Here is a 14,301-nt window from a genome sequence, read left to right on the forward strand (position 1 = left end):
CCGGTGGCCGCGGACGGCCCCGCCCGGATGGGACGGGCCCTTCCGCGTTCGCGGGTTCGCTGGTGTCAGCGCGAGCGGCGCGACAGCCGCTCGACGTCCAGCAGGACCACCGCGCGGGCCTCCAGCTTCAGCCAGCCGCGGCCGGCGAAGTCGGCGAGCGCCTTGTTGACCGTCTCGCGGGAGGCGCCGACCAGCTGGGCCAGCTCCTCCTGGGTGAGGTCGTGGGCGACGTGGATGCCCTCCTCGGACTGCACGCCGAACCGGCGGGAGAGGTCCAGCAGGGCCTTGGCGACGCGGCCGGGCACGTCGGAGAAGACCAGGTCGGACATCACGTCGTTGGTGCGGCGCAGGCGGCGGGCGATGGCCCGCAGCAGCGCGATGGAGACCTCGGGGCGGGCGTGCAGCCAGGGCTGGAGGTCGCCGTGGCCGAGGCCCAGCAGCTTGACCTCGGTCAGCGCGCTGGCGGTCGCGGTGCGCGGGCCCGGGTCGAACAGCGACAGCTCGCCGATCATCTCGCTGGGGCCGAGCACGGCGAGCATGTTCTCGCGGCCGTCCGGGGAGGCGCGGTGCAGCTTGACCTTGCCCTCCGCCACGACGTACAGCCGGTCGCCGGGGTCGCCCTCGTGGAACAGCGACTCCCCACGGGCGAGGGTGACCTCGGTCATGGAAGCGCGCAGCTCGCCGGCCTGTTCGTCGTCGAGTGCCGCGAAGAGTGCGGCGCGCCGCAGAACGTCGTCCACGTGCTTCCTCCTTCTCGGCCGTACGGCGGGTGGGCCGTCCGGCGCAAGTTCCGTTCAGTGTTCTGCATCACCAAGCATGGCGCATGTCGCTCCGATCATATGAGGAGGGGGTGTGTCGGGGTGTGCGGTGCGGGGCCATTCGTACCGGCGGACCACGGGTCGGGCCCGGGAACGGGAGGCCTCCGGCGGCTGTCGGTCGAACTCTTGTCCGTCTGACTCGAACAGGGAATCGCCCTCACCGTGCGGGTGTCCGGTGCGCGGCACCGCGGACATATGCTTCACGGATAAATTACCTGTTAATCTTTTTGCATGGTCACCACCGCCCAGTTCCGCCAGGCACTTCGGGTCGGTCCGGCCGGGGACGGCTGGCACAAGCCCGCGCTCAGCGCCGTGGTCACCCTCGGCGCGCTCAACCTCACCCTGCTCGGCCTCGGCCGGCTCGACCTCGCCCTCTACACCTCGGCCGGCGGCCTGGGCGCGCTGTACGGGCACGGCCTGCCGTACCGGGCCCGGGCCCGGATGATGGTCGGCGTGTTGCTCGGGACCGTGCTCAGCACCGGTGCCGCCCTCACCGCCGCCGCGCTGACCCGCGACGCCGCCGTCCTGGTCGCGGTCGCGGCGGTGCTCGCCGCCCTGCACAAGCTGCTCTGCGACGCCGCCCGGGTCGGCCCGCCCGGCAGTCTGATCATCACCTTCACCTCCTCCAGCTGCGCCTTCGTCCCGCAGCGGCTCGGCGAGGTCCCGCCGCACCTGGCGCTCACCGCGCTCGGCGCCGCACTGGCCTGGCTGGTCTGCATGGCCCCGGCCCTGGTGCGCCCGTACGGGCCCGAGCGGATCGCCACCGCCCGCGCCCTGGAGGCCGCGGCCCGGCTGCTGCGGAGCGATCCCGGCCGGCCGGACGCCGCCGCCCGTACCGCCCTGGTCGGCGCGGTCGAGGCGGCCCGGCAGAGCCTCGCGCTCTCCGCCCCGGCCCGGCGGCGCGCCCTCGGCGACGCGCCCGAGCGGCTGCTGGTCCGCGCGGAGGCCGCGCTCGTTGGACCGGCCCGGCCCGAGGACGCCGGGTGGTACCTCGACCGGGCCCGCGAGCTCCGGCGCGGCCGCCCGCTGCCGTCGCCCGACCTCACCGAGGCGGAGGCGGCGGAGACGGAGGCCGCGGCCGCCCGCCGGCCCGGCCCCCGGCCACCGCTGCGGCGGGCGCTGCGACCGGGTTCGGCGCTGCTGCCGATCGCGCTGCGGGTCGCGGTCGGCTGCGCCGCCGCCGGGTGGCTCTCGCTGGCGCTCGGCGTCGGCCGGCCGTACTGGGCGGTGGTCACCGCCGCCTCGGTGTTCCAGGCCAACAGCACACTGTCCTGGCAGCGCGCGCTGCAGCGGGTGCTGGGCAACCTGCTCGGCCTGCTGCTGTTCACCGCCGCGCTGCCCGTCGCCCACTCGGGCCCGGTGGCGCTGATCGGGCTCGGGCTGCTCTGCCAGTTCGGGGCCGAGGCGACGATCGCCCGCAGCTACTGGCTGGCGACGGTCTTCGTGACCCCGATGGCGCTGCTGATGACGGAGTTCGCGGGCCCGCAGCCGGCCGGGACGCTGGTCGCCGACCGCTGGCTGGACACCTGCGTCGGCGCGCTCACCGGCCTCGCGGCCTGCCTGCTGGTCACCAACCGCCGCACCGCCACCCGGCTGACCCACGCCCTGGCCGGAGCCGAGGCCGCCGGCCACCGGGCCATGGCCGCCGTCTCCACCGTCTCCGCCGCGAGCGCCCCGGAAGCGCGCGCTGCCCGCACCGGCCTCGCCGCCGCGCTGCTGGAACTGCGCGAGGCCACCGACACCGCCGCCGGCGAGTGGCGCCGCCCCGCCCTCCCGCACCAGCGCGCCGCCGCCACCGAGCAGCGGTCCCACCACCTGCTGGCCGCCCTGCTGCAACGCCGGGGCCGCGGGGACCAGCCGGACACGGCCTAGGATCGACAGGGTCGAAGCCGACCGGCAGGCCGCAGAACGGGAGCAGCACGCGTGGAGGACGTCGTCGCAGGTGTGCTGCGCCAGTGGGAGCGGGCCTACCCGGGGCTGGACACCGGTCCGATCGCCGTCCTCGGCCGGATCAACCGCTGCGCCGCCCTGCTCCAGCAGACCCCCGACCCGCTCACCCGGGCCGGCCTCACCCGCGCCGAGTTCGACATCCTCGGCGCCCTGCTCCGCCTCGACCGCGAGCTGACCCCCACCCAGCTCGCCCGGGAGAGCTTCGCCTCCGGCGCGGCCGTCACCAAGCGGCTGCGGCTGCTGGAGGAGCGAGGCCTGGTCAGCCGCCGCACCGACGACCGGGACCGCCGGGTCGCCCACCTCGCGCTCACCGAGCAGGGCCGCACCCTGGTGGACGGGCTGATCCAGGAGCTGGTCGCCCACGACCGCGCCCTGCTGGCCGGCCTCACCCCCGCCGAGCAGGACCGGCTCGCCGAGGCCCTCAGCGGCCTGCTGAACAGCCTGGAGGGGACGATCGGCCGCACCCCGGGCTGAGCCGACGGGCCCCGGCTGCCGGCTCGACGGACTCCGACGAGGCGTCAACGGCGCTGCTCCGGTGGGAACGTATGCTCGCGGTGCGGTGTACGGGGGCGCGTCGGGTACGAAGCGGGCTCCGTACGTCGCGTGCGGCGTGTCGAGTCGTCTACCGGGAGCTCCCCTTGGGCCACAGCGCGGACCGAACCGGCGGCGATCGTCTCCGGCCGAAGCGCCCGGGCGGCTCGGCCGACCCCCTCACGCGGCTCACCCGGGGCATCGTGGTCATGACCGCCGTCGGCTTCTGTGCCGCCTCGGCGGTGGCCACGGTCCGCAACCACGACGGTCTGGCCTACCAACTGCCCGCCGTCGCCCTCCTGTTGGTCCTGCCCGGCTTCCAGATCGGGCACGCCGGCCCGTGGCGCCTGGCGCGGCACTGGTGGCCGTGGAGCCTGGTCGCCCACGGGGTGCTCACCTACCTGCCCTTCCTGCTCCTCGACGGGACGTGGGTCGGCATCCCCGGTTCGTTCGCCGGATCGGTGCTGCTGACCGTCGCGGCGCCGCGCTCCTGGGCGCTGGCCGCCGCGCTGGTGGTCGCCCAGTACCCGCTCTGCGCGGCGCTGGGCGGGAGCACCGGCCAGTGCGTCAACGCGTCGGTGTCCATCGTCGTGGGCGGCATCGTGGTGTACGGGGTGGCCCGACTCGCCGACCTGATCGCCGAGTTGCGGGCGGCCCGGACCGAGCTGGCCGAGCTCGCGGTGGACCGGGAGCGGCTGCGCTTCGCGCGCGACCTGCACGACCTGCTCGGCTCCAGCCTCTCGGTGGCGGCGCTGAAGTGCCAGCTCGTCGAGCGGCTGGCCGCGGAGCACCCGGAGCGGGCCCGCGCGGAGCTCGCCGAGGTGCTGGCGCTGGTGCGGCAGGCGATGGCGGACACCCGCCGGCTCTCCAGCGGCGACGTCCGGATGTCCCTGGCGCGGGAGGCGCGTTCGGCGGTCGCGGCGCTGCGGGCGGCCGGGATCGAGGTCGAGGCCGACCTGGACTGCGAGGGGCTGCGGCCCGAACTCGACGCGGTGCTGGCCACCGTGCTGCGCGAGGCGGTCACCAACCTGCTCCGGCACAGCGCGGCCCGGCGCTGCGGGATCCGGGCGGGCCGGGACGACCTCGGCACGGTGCGCCTGGTGGTCTCCAACGACGGCGTTCCGGACGAAACCGGCGACGTGCCAGGCGAGTTGGGCGAGGGTCCGGACGAACCCGGCGGCGGGCGCGGCATCGGGAACCTCACCGAGCGGCTGCGGTCGGTCGGCGGCCGGCTGACCGCCGAGCGGGACGGAGCGGGCTGGTTCCACCTCGCGGCCGTCGTCGAGGCCGCGCCCGCCCGGTCGGCCGCCCGCGCCGCCTGAGCGGTTCGCCTGCCCGGTACGGCCGACGGGTCCACGCGGCCCGGCTATTCGCGCATCCCCATCGCCTCGGTCGGCTCCCGCCGCAGTGCCAGCCAGGTGGTCAGCAGGACGGTGCCCGCCCCCAGCAGCGCCGCCCCGCCCAGCACCGCGGCCACCCAACTCCCGGGCGGCGCGGGCCAGGCCGGGCCGCCGAGCGCCAGGCCGACCGGGACCAGGACGGCGGCGGCGACCGCCGCACCGAGGAGGAGCGCCACGGCGACCGTGATCCCGCCCTCCCAGGCCATCATCCGCAGCACCTGGCGGCGCGTGGTCCCCACCATCCGCAGCAGCGCGAACTCGCGCAGCCGTTCGGACGTGGCCATCACCATGGTGTTGACGACGGAGATGGCGGTGAACAGGCTGATGACGCCGAGCAGCAGCCGGGCCACCGCGGTGGCCGCCTCCTGCTGGTGCCGGCGTGCCGCGTCGTAGTCGGCCCGGTCGCTGATCCGGGCCATCGGGTAGGCCGGGGTGAGCCCCTGGAGTTCCCGGGTCACCTGCCCGGGGTCGGCGCCGGGGGCCGTGCGGACCAGTACGGTCGCCGCGAGCAGGTCCGGCAGGTGGGCGGCGGCGAATCCGGTGGGCAGCAACGCGTCGGCGAAGCGGTCCTCGCGCTCGTAGACGGCCGCCACCGTGGCGGTGCTGTCGCTGCCGTCATCCCAGCGGATCCGGACCGGGGCGCCGACGCCGACCTTGAGGCGGGAGGCCGTCCGCTGCCCCAGGGCGATGCTCTCGCCGTGCAGCCGGTCCAGCGAGCCGGCCGTCACCCCGGGGTCGAGCAGCTGTTCCAGCCCCTGCGGGTCCACGATCCGGGCGTCCGCCCCGGCGATGCCGCCGCCGTCCGCCGCGGAGCCCGAGGACACCATGACGAAGCCGGGGACCAGGCCGCCGGCCGCCGCGACGCCGGGCAACCCGCGGACGGCTTCCGTGAATTCCGTCGGCAGTCCGATGCCCCTCGCCTGGGCCACGTGGTCGGCCAGCAGCCGCCGGCCCTCCTCGGCGGCGCCGGCCTGCGCCTTGACGACCGGGACGAGCAGCATGCTGCCGTTGAAGGCCACCGCCAGCACCAGCGGGGTGACGGCGGCCGCGAAGCGGCGGGGCTGGGCCCGCAGGGAGGCGGAGGCGAGGAACCCGGCGACCGGGAAGAGCAGGCCCACCGGCCCGCCGATCACCACACCGGCGACCCGGCCGATCAGCGGCCCGAGCAGGGCCACCCCGAGCAGCAGCGGCACCACCATGCCCTCGGCCGTACCGGCCCCGTCGCGGCCGCCCGTCGAGTGGGCCAGCACCACGCCGCAGACGGCGAGCGTCGCCAGCCCGAGGCCGGCACGGAGCCGGCCGATCCGCGGCGGCGGCGCCGAGGCGTCGCGCAGCGCCCGGGTGGGTTCGACCCGGGAGGCCCGGCGCGCGGCGGCCCGGACGGCCAGCTGGGCGGTGACGACGGTGCCGCCGAGGACGACCAGTGGGGCGGTCGGCCCGATGTGCAGTGGCACGTCCGGGCCGACCACCCCGCGGTCGACCAGTACGCCCCGCAGCAGTGCGGCGAGGCCGGTCCCGGCCGGGAGGCCGACGACCGCGGCCGCGAGGGTCAGCAGCAGCGTCTCCAGCGCGATCATCCGCCGCACCTGCCCGGTGGTGGCGCCGACCGCCCGCAGCAGGGCCATCTCGCGCAGCCGCTGCTGGACGGAGAGCGCGAGCGCCCCGGCCACCACGAAGGTCGAGACGAGCAGCGACAGGACGCCCATCGTCCCGGCGAGCGAGGAGAGGGCGTCCCCGGGCCCGGACGTGCCGGTGAGCTCCAGCTCGCCGCGCTCGTCGCCGGTGTGCACCCGGGGCCCGGACCAGTCCGCCTCGCCGTCGCGGGCCCGCGCCTCGGCGAGCGCCCGCCGGGCCTGCCCGGCCAGCGCCCGCAGGTCGGTCCCCTCCGTGACGGTGATGCCGATCGCGTCCGCGCCGGTCGTCGTCCCGGCGAGCCGGGCTGCCTGCCCGGGGCTGAAGAAGAGCGCGCTCTGGCGGGACAACTCCCTTGGCGGCGTGGCCAGTCCGGACACGGTGTAGTCGCGCGGCGCCCCGGTGGTGGCCAGCCGTACGGTGCCGCCGGGCGTGACCCCGGCGCGGGCGGCCGTCGCGGTGTCGAGGACCACCTCGTCCGGCCCGGCCGGGGCGCGGCCGGAGGCCAGCCGGAACGGGGCGAGGGCGGCGCTCGTCCAGGAGTGCCCGAGCGAGGGGCCGCCCTGCGGTCCGGACAGGACCCGCCCGTCGGCGGTGGCCACGGCCGCCGGGAAGGAGACCTCGGGGAGGGCGGCCGAGACGCCGGGCAGTTCGGCGAGTGCGCCGGTCAGCGGTCCGGCGTCCGGGATGCGATGGCCGTGGCCGATCACGAGGGGGGCCGCGGCGTACCGTTCGGTCGGGGTGCCCGCGCGCAGGCCGGACTCCAGCAGGACCCCGCAGGCGGTGGTCAGGACCAGGGCGCAGAGGAGCGCGGTGAAGGCGCCGGCGAAGCCCGCCTTCCGGGCCCGTACCGTCCGCCAGGCCAGTTTCAACACGTGGCTCAGCCCCCCGCCGGTACGCCCTCGATGACATCGCGAGCCTAGCTCCGGGCGCTTCGGACGGAATTCCCTTCGTCGACGAAGGAAGGCCTCGGTGAGCCGCGCCGTGGGCCGTCCACGGCCGGATCCATGGGAAACGCACGGGCCGTCGACCCGTCGACCCGTGGATCCGGTGCCCCGGCGCCTCCGGGTCGGCGGATCACCGGGAACGATCCGGACCCACCGCCGGCAGCCAGCCCATCTCCTCGGCGATCCGGATCGCGTCGACCCGGCCGCGGCCCCCGGTCTTGGCCACCGCGGCGGCCAGGTGGTTGCGCGCGGTGCCCGTCGAGACGAACAGCCGGGCGGCGATCTCGCTGACGGAGTCCCCCAGCGCCGCGAGCCGCAGGACCTCCGACTCCCGGGGCGTCAGCGGGTTCTCCCGGGTGTCCAGGGCGGCCAGCGCCAGCTCCGGGTCGACGACGCGCTCACCGGCGGCCACCTTGCGGATCGCCGCGGCCAGCTCCCGGGCCGGGGCGTCCTTCCCGAGGAACCCGAGCGCACGGGCGGAGAGCGCGGCGCGCAGGTGGGCGGGTCGCACCAGTCCGGTGAGGACCAGCGTCCGGCAGCCGGGGAGCTTCTCGTGCAGTTCGGCGGCCGCCCGCAGCCCGTCCAGTCCGGGCAGGTCGATGTCGAGCACCGCGACGTCCGGGCGCACCTCCAGGGCGGTCGGCACCACCTGGTCCCCGCGCTCCACGTCGGCGACGACCTCCAGGTCCTCCTCGTACGCGAGGAGGGCCATCAGCGCGCCGCGCACCATGCTCATGTCCTCTGCCAGCAGGACCCTGATCATCCGCACACTCCCCCTGTCAGGTGACGGCCACGGGCGGAGTTCATTAGACAACAGGCCTTGCCAGGGCGGGTTTCCGTGCTTGATCGGCCCCGAGCGGTCCTCCGGTCGGCGTAGCCTTCGTGCATGGCAGAGAGCAAGGTCCGGAAGGCCGCGGCGAAGAAGCCGGTGGCGGGGACGGCGGCGGTGAAGACGGCGGCGGTGAAGCCGAGGAAGCCGGAATCGCACCTGGCGATGGTGCGGCGGGCCCGGCGGATCAACCGCGAGCTGGCGGAGCTGTACCCGTACGCGCACCCGGAGCTGGACTTCGAGAACCCCTTCCAACTGCTGGTGGCCACCGTGCTGTCGGCGCAGACCACCGACCTCCGGGTGAACCAGACCACCCCGGCGCTGTTCGCGAAGTACCCGACGCCGGAGGACATGGCGGCGGCGAACCCGGAGGAGCTGGAGGAGGTCATCCGCCCGACCGGTTTCTTCCGGAACAAGGCGAAGTCGCTCATCGGCCTGTCGATAGCGCTGCGCGACGAGTTCGGCGGCGAGGTCCCCGGTCGGCTGGCCGACCTGGTGACCCTGCCCGGCGTCGGCCGCAAGACCGCCAACGTCGTCCTCGGCAACGCCTTCGGGGTCCCCGGCATCACCGTGGACACCCACTTCGGGCGGCTGGCCCGCCGGTTCGCCTGGACCACCGAGGACGACCCGGTGAAGGTCGAGGCGGCCGTCGCCGAGATCTTCCCGAAGTCGGAGTGGACGATGCTCTCGCACCGGGTGGTCTTCCACGGCCGCCGGATCTGCCACTCCCAGAAGCCCGCCTGCGGCGCCTGCCCGATCGCGCCGCTCTGCCCCTCGTACGGCGAGGGGGAGACCGACCCGGAGAAGGCACGCAAGCTGTTGAAGTACGAGATGGGCGGCCAGCCCGGGCAGCGGCTGCGGCCGCCGGCCGACTTCCCCGGGGAGGCGGCCGCCCGTGTGGACGCCGCCGTCCACCACGGACAGGTCGCGGACCTGGCGGTGGACGCGTGAGCGGGCGGTGCGGGCACCCCGGGCCGGAGGCCGGGGGAGTCGCGCGGGGCATCGAGCTGGACGGGCTGCCGGCCTGGCTGGAGCCGGTCCGGGAGGCGGCCGAGCGGGTGATGCCGGAGCAGCTGAGCCGGTTCCTGCCGCCGGCCGAGGGCGGCCGTCCGGCGGCCGTGCTGATGCTGTTCGGCGAGGGGCCGCAGGGCCCGGACCTGCTGCTGATCGAGCGGGCCCGCTCGCTGCGCTCGCACGCCGGGCAGCCGTCCTTCCCGGGCGGCGCGCTGGATCCGGAGGACGGCGACCCGAACGGCCCGGGCCCGATCGCGGCGGCGCTGCGCGAGGCCTGGGAGGAGACCGGCCTGGACCCGGCCGGGGTGCAGGTGTTCGCGGAGCTGCCCCGGCTGTACATCCCGGTGAGCAGCTTCGTGGTGACCCCGGTGCTCGGCTGGTGGCGCGAGGAGTCGCCGGTGCGCCCGGTGGACGCGGCGGAGACCGGCGCGGTGTTCCGGGTCACCGTCGCGGAGCTGGCGGACCCGGAGAACCGGGTGCGGCTGCGCCATCCGTCCGGGCACGTCGGGCCCGCCTTCGCGGTCGCCGGGCGGCTGGTCTGGGGCTTCACCGCCGGGGTGATCGACCGGGTGCTGCACCACAGCGGCCTGGAGCTGCCCTGGGACCCGTCCAAGGTCGTCGACCTGTCGGACGAGGCGCTGGCCCTGGTCCAGGGCGACCTCGAACACTCCCGGGTGCTGCCGGGCGGCGACGCCGACGCTTCGTGACGGGCCGCCGGCGCGTCCGGCGCGCGGGCCGTGGGAGGGTGTCCGAGTGAACGTCCTGGATGTGCTGCTGATCGCCGCGGCCGTGGCATTCGCCGTGTCGGGCTACCGGCAGGGCTTCGTGGTCGGCGTGCTCTCACTGGTCGGCTTCCTCGGCGGCGGCCTGCTCGCCGTCGAGCTGCTGCCGCTGCTGCTGCTCGACCACATCGGCCCCGGCACGACGGCCTCGGTGGTGGCCGTGGTGGTGGTGATCGTCCTCGCCGCGATCGGCCAGGCGGTCACCGCGCACTTCGGCTGGAAGCTGCGCGGGCACATCGGGCGCCGTCCGGCCCGGGTGCTGGACGCGAGCGGCGGCGCGGTGGTGAACGTCGTCTCGATGCTGCTGGTGGCCTGGCTGATCGGTTCGGCGCTGGCCGGGGCGTCGCTCCCGACGGTCTCCAAGCAGGTCCGGTCCTCGGCGGTCCTCGGCGGGGTGCAGAACGCGCTGCCCGACGACGCGCCGAACTGGTTCTCGGACTTCTCCAAGGTGCTCGCCCGCAACGGCTTCCCGCAGGTCTTCAATCCCTTCGAGCACGAGCCGATCACCCAGGTCGACAGCCCCGACCCCGCGCTGGCCGGCAGCCCGGCGGTGGCGCGGGCCCGGCAGAGCCTGGTCAAGGTGGTCGGCACGGCGACCTCCTGCGGCAAGACCCTGGAGGGCAGCGGCTTCGTCTTCGCCCCGCACCGGGTGATGACCAACGCCCACGTGGTCGGCGGGGTCAACGAGCCGACCGTGCAGATCGGCGGCGTCGGCCAGCTGTACGACGCGACGGTGGTCCGCTACGACTGGCAGCGCGACATCGCCGTCCTGGACGTGCCCAAGTTGAACGCGCCCCCGCTGGCCTTCGCGGGCGAGGCCAGGACCAACGACAGCGCGATCGTGGCCGGCTTCCCGGAGAACGGCGCCTTCAACGTCCAGCCGGCCCGCATCCGCGGCCGGATCCAGGCCAACGGCCCGGACATCTACCACCGCGGCCAGGTGGTCCGCGACGTCTACTCGGTGCGTTCGCTGGTCCGGCAGGGCAACAGCGGCGGACCGCTGCTCACCCCGGACGGCGAGGTGTACGGCGTGGTCTTCGCCAAGTCCCTGGACAGCGCGGACACCGGCTACGTGCTGACCGCGGCCGAGGTGCGCGAGGACGCCGTGCAGGGCGGCGCCGCGACCGCCCGGGTGGACACCCAGGGCTGCGCGCTCTGACCGGGGGGCCGGACCCCGGGGAGTCGCGCCGGGCCGGAGCGGCCGATATCCGTCGCTCCGTCAGACGGCACTGGTAGCCTCGGCCGCGCTCACCCGTTCGGCTCAACCGGGCGCCGTCCCGGGGTGGGCCCGACAGGAGGTCGTGGCAGTCCGATGATGGGTCACTCGCACGCGGTGAGCGGGGCGATGCTGTACGCGGCCTCGGCCCCCTTCCTGCCCCCGCTGCTGCTGCACACCACCCTGCAGCCCGCGGACATACTGATGGGCACGGTGCTGTGCGCGGGCGCGGCCCTGCTGCCGGACCTCGACCACCACGACGGCTCGATCGCCAACTTCCTCGGTCCGGTCTCCAAGATGCTCTGCCGCTTCGTGGCCTGGATCTCCGGCGGCCACCGGCACGCCACCCACTCGCTGCTGTTCGTCGCGTTGATGGGCGCCGGCACCTGGGCCGGGGTCACCTACCTGGGGCGCTACTTCACCCTCGGGCTGACCTTCTTCCTGCTGGCGCTCGCGATCCGGGCACTGCGGCTCTGCCCGCCGGGCGACGGCCCGGAGGCGTGGATCACCGTCATCGGCCTGGCCGCGCTCGGCACCTTCGGGATGAACACCTGGATGCCCAACTCGCCCGGCTGGCTGCCGTACGCGGTGGCCCTGGGCACGCTGGCGCACCTGCTCGGCGACTGCCTGACCAAGAAGGGCGCGCCGCTGCTCTGGCCGCACAAGGAGCGCTACGAGGTCGTGCTGATCAAGCGCAGCGGGAACAGCGTCGAGACCAAGGTGCTGGTGCCGATCATGTCGGTGGCGACCTTCGTCCTGCTCTGGTTCACCGCGCTGTCGCCGACGATCGTGAACTGAGGCGACGGTGTCTGTGACGACGGTGAACTGAACGGGCCTGTCGGGCCCGCCGGGCGCTTCCGGCGCCCGGCGCACCGGCCGACGGTGGACGCGGCGCGAGGCCTCAGGTCTCGCGCCGCAGTCGTGCGCCCACCCAGCGGGCGCGCCGGCCGAGGATGCGGGGGATGCCGAGCTGCCGCCGCTCCGTGCGCTGACGGCCGTCGGGGCCGTCGAAACCGAGGTCGTCCGCCCGGTCGGGCCGGTGGGCGGAGCGCTGGGGGCTGTTGTGACGTCGGCCGCGCGGGGCGCCGCCGCTTTCGGGCATCCAACTCATACCGGAAGGGATGCCCCTGGGCCGGTGGAGGTAACCGCCCGGGCCTCGCCGAAATTGGCCTATGCGGTTGTCATATGAGCGTAAAGATAGGGGAGTTGGGGCCGATGGCCCGCCCCGTGGACCCCACGTACGGCCGTGCCCCTGGCCGGTGCGACCGTGCCCCCGGTTCCGTACGGCCGTACCGGCCGGGACCGTGCCGGGTCACTCCTTGTGGCGGCCGATCCAGTCCAGCAGCTCGGCGGTGAACTCCTCCGGCGCCTCCTCGTGCGGGAAGTGCCCGACCCCCGGCAGCAGCCGCCAGCGGTACGGCGCCGCGACGTACTCGCCGCCGCCGAGCGCGGTGTGCGACAGCAGCACCGGGTCCGCGGCGCCCTGGACGTGCAGGGTCGGCGCGGTGATCGGCTTCTTCATCCGCCGGGCGAACTGGATGCCGTCCGGCCGGGCCATCGAGCGCAGCAGCCAGCGGTACGGCTCGATCGAGCAGTGGGCGGTGCTGGGGATCTGGATCGCCTGCCGGTACGCGTGCAGCGCGCCCTCGTCCAGGCCGTTCGGACCGGTCCAGGAGGTCAGGTAGCGGCCGACCAGCTCGGCGTCGTCGGCCACCAGGCGGCGTTCCGGTATCCACGGCCGCTGGAAGCCCAGCACGTGGTCGAAGGCGGCGAACTGCCGGCGGTCGGTCAGCAGCGCGCGGCGCAGGTCCCGCGGGTGCGCGGCGGAGACCACGGTGAGGCTCTGGATGACGGACGGCCGCATCACCGCCGCCACCCAGGCCAGGGTGCCGCCGGAGGCGTGCCCGACCAGGTGCGCCCGGCGCTCGCCGAGCGAGCGGATCACCCCGGTGATGTCCAGGGCGAGGTTGCCCGGGTCGTACCCCCGCGGGGTGCGGTCGCTGCCGCCTATGCCGCGCAGGTCGAGCGCCACCGCCCGGTAGCCGGCCTCGGCGAGCGCGGTCAGCTGGTGGCGCCAGGCCCACCAGTACTCGGGCCAGCCGTGCACCAGCAGCACCAGCGGGCCGGAGCCCAGCTCGGCGATGTGGAAGCGGGCGCCGTTGGCCGCGAGGTCGCGGTGCGTCCACGGGCCGGGCTGCCGGACGTTCCAGGCCTCGCCGCTCTCCGCCGAGGTCCCGGCGGAGAGCGGACTGTTGTCCTCGGGGCCGGTGTCCTCGGGGCCGGTGTCCTCGGAGGCGGCGCCGGGGCCGCCGGGGCCTTCGGGGCCTTCGGGAGTGAGCCCGGCGCCGGAGTCAGGACCGGAGTCGGGGCCGGAGTCGGCGGACGGCTGCGCGGGCACGGGCGTCTGGTCAAGCGGCATACCGAGAGCGTGTCACATCCGCGCGTCGGACACGTGCCCGGCACTCGTTGTCGGCCGGTCCGGCGCCCGTCGACGCGGCGCCGTCCGCCCCCTGCCGTTGCCCTGCTGCCCTGGCGTCGTCCTGCCGCAGCCCCGGCGGCGCCTGGTCGGTGACGGGGCGCCGGTTACCGGGTGCCGGTTGTGGGACGCCGGTTTACGGGATGCGGCCGAAGGCCCGGTCGATCTCCTCCTGGGTGGCCGGGCGCGGCCGGGCGTTCTTCAGCACGTCGGCGGTCTTCTGGGCGCCCTCGATGGTGCGCACCGGCTTCTCGATCTTCTTGAACGAGCGCCAGGCCAGCATCCCGAGCAGTACCGCGAGCAGCAGGTAGGCGCCCGCCACGATCAGGAAGGACCAGCCCAGCGACAGGCCCAGCGCGTGGATGCCGAAGGCCGCCGCGGCGCTCAGCATCGGGATGGAGAACAGCGCCACCACGCCGGCGACGATCAGCGAGACGCCGCCCGAGACGCCGCGCTTGACGTCCGCCCGGATCTCGGACTTGGCGAGCGCGATCTCGTCGTGGACCAGCGCGGACAGGTCGGCGGTGGCCGCCGCGAACAGCTGCCCCACCGAACGCTCGCCCTCGTAGGGCGCCCGGCCGTTGCTGGACGGGTCTGCGGCTCCTGCGGGCATCAGCGGTTCTCCTCTGCGGCTGTACGGCGTGACGCCGCCGCGGGTGTGCGGTTCCGGGGGCCGGTGGGGGGTCCGGAGGCGTCTGTGGGTTGT

At 75.3% G+C, this 14,301-nt stretch carries 13 protein-coding genes; 7 read left to right on the forward strand and 6 right to left on the reverse strand.

Annotation, left to right across the window (positions count from 1 at the left end; genetic code table 11):
* Positions 1 to 65: 65 nt before the first annotated feature.
* Entirely contained in the window at positions 66 to 740 is a 675-nt protein-coding gene (locus tag ACFRQN_RS05015; RefSeq protein WP_030288117.1) for a Crp/Fnr family transcriptional regulator, read from the reverse strand.
* Positions 741 to 1,049: 309 nt separating this feature from the next.
* Here ACFRQN_RS05015 and ACFRQN_RS05020 point away from each other — a divergent pair, with 309 nt between their 5' ends.
* The 3 genes from ACFRQN_RS05020 (at position 1,050) to ACFRQN_RS05030 (ending at position 4,621) form a co-directional block, all read left to right on the forward strand.
* Complete coding sequence (locus tag ACFRQN_RS05020; RefSeq protein ID WP_380738327.1) at positions 1,050 to 2,690, forward strand: FUSC family protein; 1,641 nt, start codon at positions 1,050 to 1,052, stop codon at positions 2,688 to 2,690.
* A 51-nt stretch (positions 2,691 to 2,741) separates the two neighbouring features.
* Positions 2,742 to 3,242, forward strand: a complete 501-nt coding sequence (locus ACFRQN_RS05025) for a MarR family winged helix-turn-helix transcriptional regulator (RefSeq protein WP_049659810.1) — start codon at positions 2,742 to 2,744, stop codon at positions 3,240 to 3,242.
* A 266-nt stretch (positions 3,243 to 3,508) separates the two neighbouring features.
* Complete coding sequence (locus ACFRQN_RS05030; RefSeq protein ID WP_380738329.1) at positions 3,509 to 4,621, forward strand: sensor histidine kinase; 1,113 nt, start codon at positions 3,509 to 3,511, stop codon at positions 4,619 to 4,621.
* Positions 4,622 to 4,665: 44 nt separating this feature from the next.
* On the opposite strand, the gene ACFRQN_RS05035 is transcribed toward ACFRQN_RS05030, so the two are convergent.
* Positions 4,666 to 7,206 (reverse strand): ABC transporter permease, encoded by a 2,541-nt coding sequence (locus tag ACFRQN_RS05035; RefSeq protein ID WP_380738331.1) that lies wholly within the window; start codon positions 7,204 to 7,206, stop codon positions 4,666 to 4,668.
* A gap of 202 nt (positions 7,207 to 7,408) precedes the next feature.
* Positions 7,409 to 8,041, reverse strand: a complete 633-nt coding sequence (locus ACFRQN_RS05040) for a DNA-binding response regulator (protein WP_380738333.1) — start codon at positions 8,039 to 8,041, stop codon at positions 7,409 to 7,411.
* 123 nt (positions 8,042 to 8,164) lie between these two features.
* Between ACFRQN_RS05040 and nth the strand changes: the two genes are divergently transcribed.
* The 4 genes from nth (at position 8,165) to ACFRQN_RS05060 (ending at position 11,917) form a co-directional block, all read left to right on the forward strand.
* Positions 8,165 to 9,058 carry an endonuclease III gene (gene nth, locus ACFRQN_RS05045; protein ID WP_380738335.1) on the forward strand — a complete coding sequence of 298 codons (894 nt, stop codon included), beginning with the start codon at positions 8,165 to 8,167 and terminating at the stop codon, positions 9,056 to 9,058.
* Positions 9,055 to 9,828 (forward strand): CoA pyrophosphatase, encoded by a 774-nt coding sequence (locus ACFRQN_RS05050; RefSeq protein WP_049652149.1) that lies wholly within the window; start codon positions 9,055 to 9,057, stop codon positions 9,826 to 9,828. Before nth ends, ACFRQN_RS05050 begins: the two co-directional genes overlap by 4 nt.
* A 46-nt stretch (positions 9,829 to 9,874) precedes the next feature.
* Positions 9,875 to 11,062 carry a MarP family serine protease gene (locus ACFRQN_RS05055; protein ID WP_049652148.1) on the forward strand — a complete coding sequence of 396 codons (1,188 nt, stop codon included), beginning with the start codon at positions 9,875 to 9,877 and terminating at the stop codon, positions 11,060 to 11,062.
* Between the two features lie 153 nt (positions 11,063 to 11,215).
* Positions 11,216 to 11,917, forward strand: coding sequence for a metal-dependent hydrolase (locus ACFRQN_RS05060; RefSeq protein WP_049652147.1), 702 nt, complete (start codon positions 11,216 to 11,218; stop codon positions 11,915 to 11,917).
* 103 nt (positions 11,918 to 12,020) lie between these two features.
* Here ACFRQN_RS05060 and ACFRQN_RS05065 read toward each other — a convergent pair whose 3' ends face one another.
* The 3 genes from ACFRQN_RS05065 to ACFRQN_RS05075 form a co-directional block, all read right to left on the reverse strand.
* Positions 12,021 to 12,221: a hypothetical protein gene (locus ACFRQN_RS05065; protein ID WP_049652146.1), complete on the reverse strand. Its 201-nt coding sequence runs from the start codon at positions 12,219 to 12,221 to the stop codon at positions 12,021 to 12,023.
* A gap of 210 nt (positions 12,222 to 12,431) precedes the next feature.
* Positions 12,432 to 13,538, reverse strand: a complete 1,107-nt coding sequence (locus ACFRQN_RS05070) for an alpha/beta fold hydrolase (protein ID WP_380738337.1) — start codon at positions 13,536 to 13,538, stop codon at positions 12,432 to 12,434.
* Positions 13,539 to 13,731: 193 nt separating this feature from the next.
* The gene (locus tag ACFRQN_RS05075) at positions 13,732 to 14,208 is read right to left on the reverse strand and encodes a phage holin family protein (protein WP_049652144.1); all 477 of its coding nucleotides are present in this window, start codon (positions 14,206 to 14,208) and stop codon (positions 13,732 to 13,734) included.
* Between the last annotated feature and the right edge of the window lie 93 nt (positions 14,209 to 14,301).

This window comes from Kitasatospora sp. NPDC056800 (assembly GCF_042789775.1).
Taxonomy (GTDB): Bacteria; Actinomycetota; Actinomycetes; order Streptomycetales; family Streptomycetaceae; genus Kitasatospora.